The sequence below is a fragment of the Streptomyces rugosispiralis genome (genome assembly GCF_024505145.1).
In the GTDB taxonomy this organism is placed as follows: domain Bacteria; phylum Actinomycetota; class Actinomycetes; order Streptomycetales; family Streptomycetaceae; genus Streptomyces; species Streptomyces rugosispiralis.
Genome location: NZ_JANIAA010000258.1, coordinates 1 through 353, shown reverse-complemented (window position 1 = coordinate 353; position 353 = coordinate 1). Strand labels below are relative to the sequence as shown.

Here is a 353-nt window from a genome sequence, read left to right as displayed (position 1 = left end):
TCGGTGGAGTTGGTGGTGGCGTTGTTGGGTGTGGTGAAGGCGGGTGGTGCGTATGTGCCGGTGGATCCGGAGTATCCGGCGGAGCGGATAGCGCACATTTTGGGTGATGCGCGGCCGGTGCTGGTGATCGATGAGATTGCGGATCTCGCGGCGGCCGATGGGTATTCGGATGAGCCGGTGGCAGGGGTGCGGGAGTTGTCGCTTCCGGCGTATGTGATTTATACGTCGGGTTCGACGGGTCGGCCGAAGGGTGTGGTGGTTGAGCATCGTTCGGTGGGGGCGTATTTGGAGCGGGCGCGTGAGGTGTATCCGGATGCGTCGGGTACGGCGTTGCTGCATTCGTCGGTGGCGTT

General features: G+C 63.2%; 1 protein-coding gene. It reads left to right on the top strand.

Going from position 1 to position 353, the window contains the following annotated elements:
* The coding region (locus tag NP777_RS47340) for an AMP-binding protein (RefSeq protein ID WP_391858721.1) at positions 1-353 on the top strand (353 nt) is incomplete at both ends.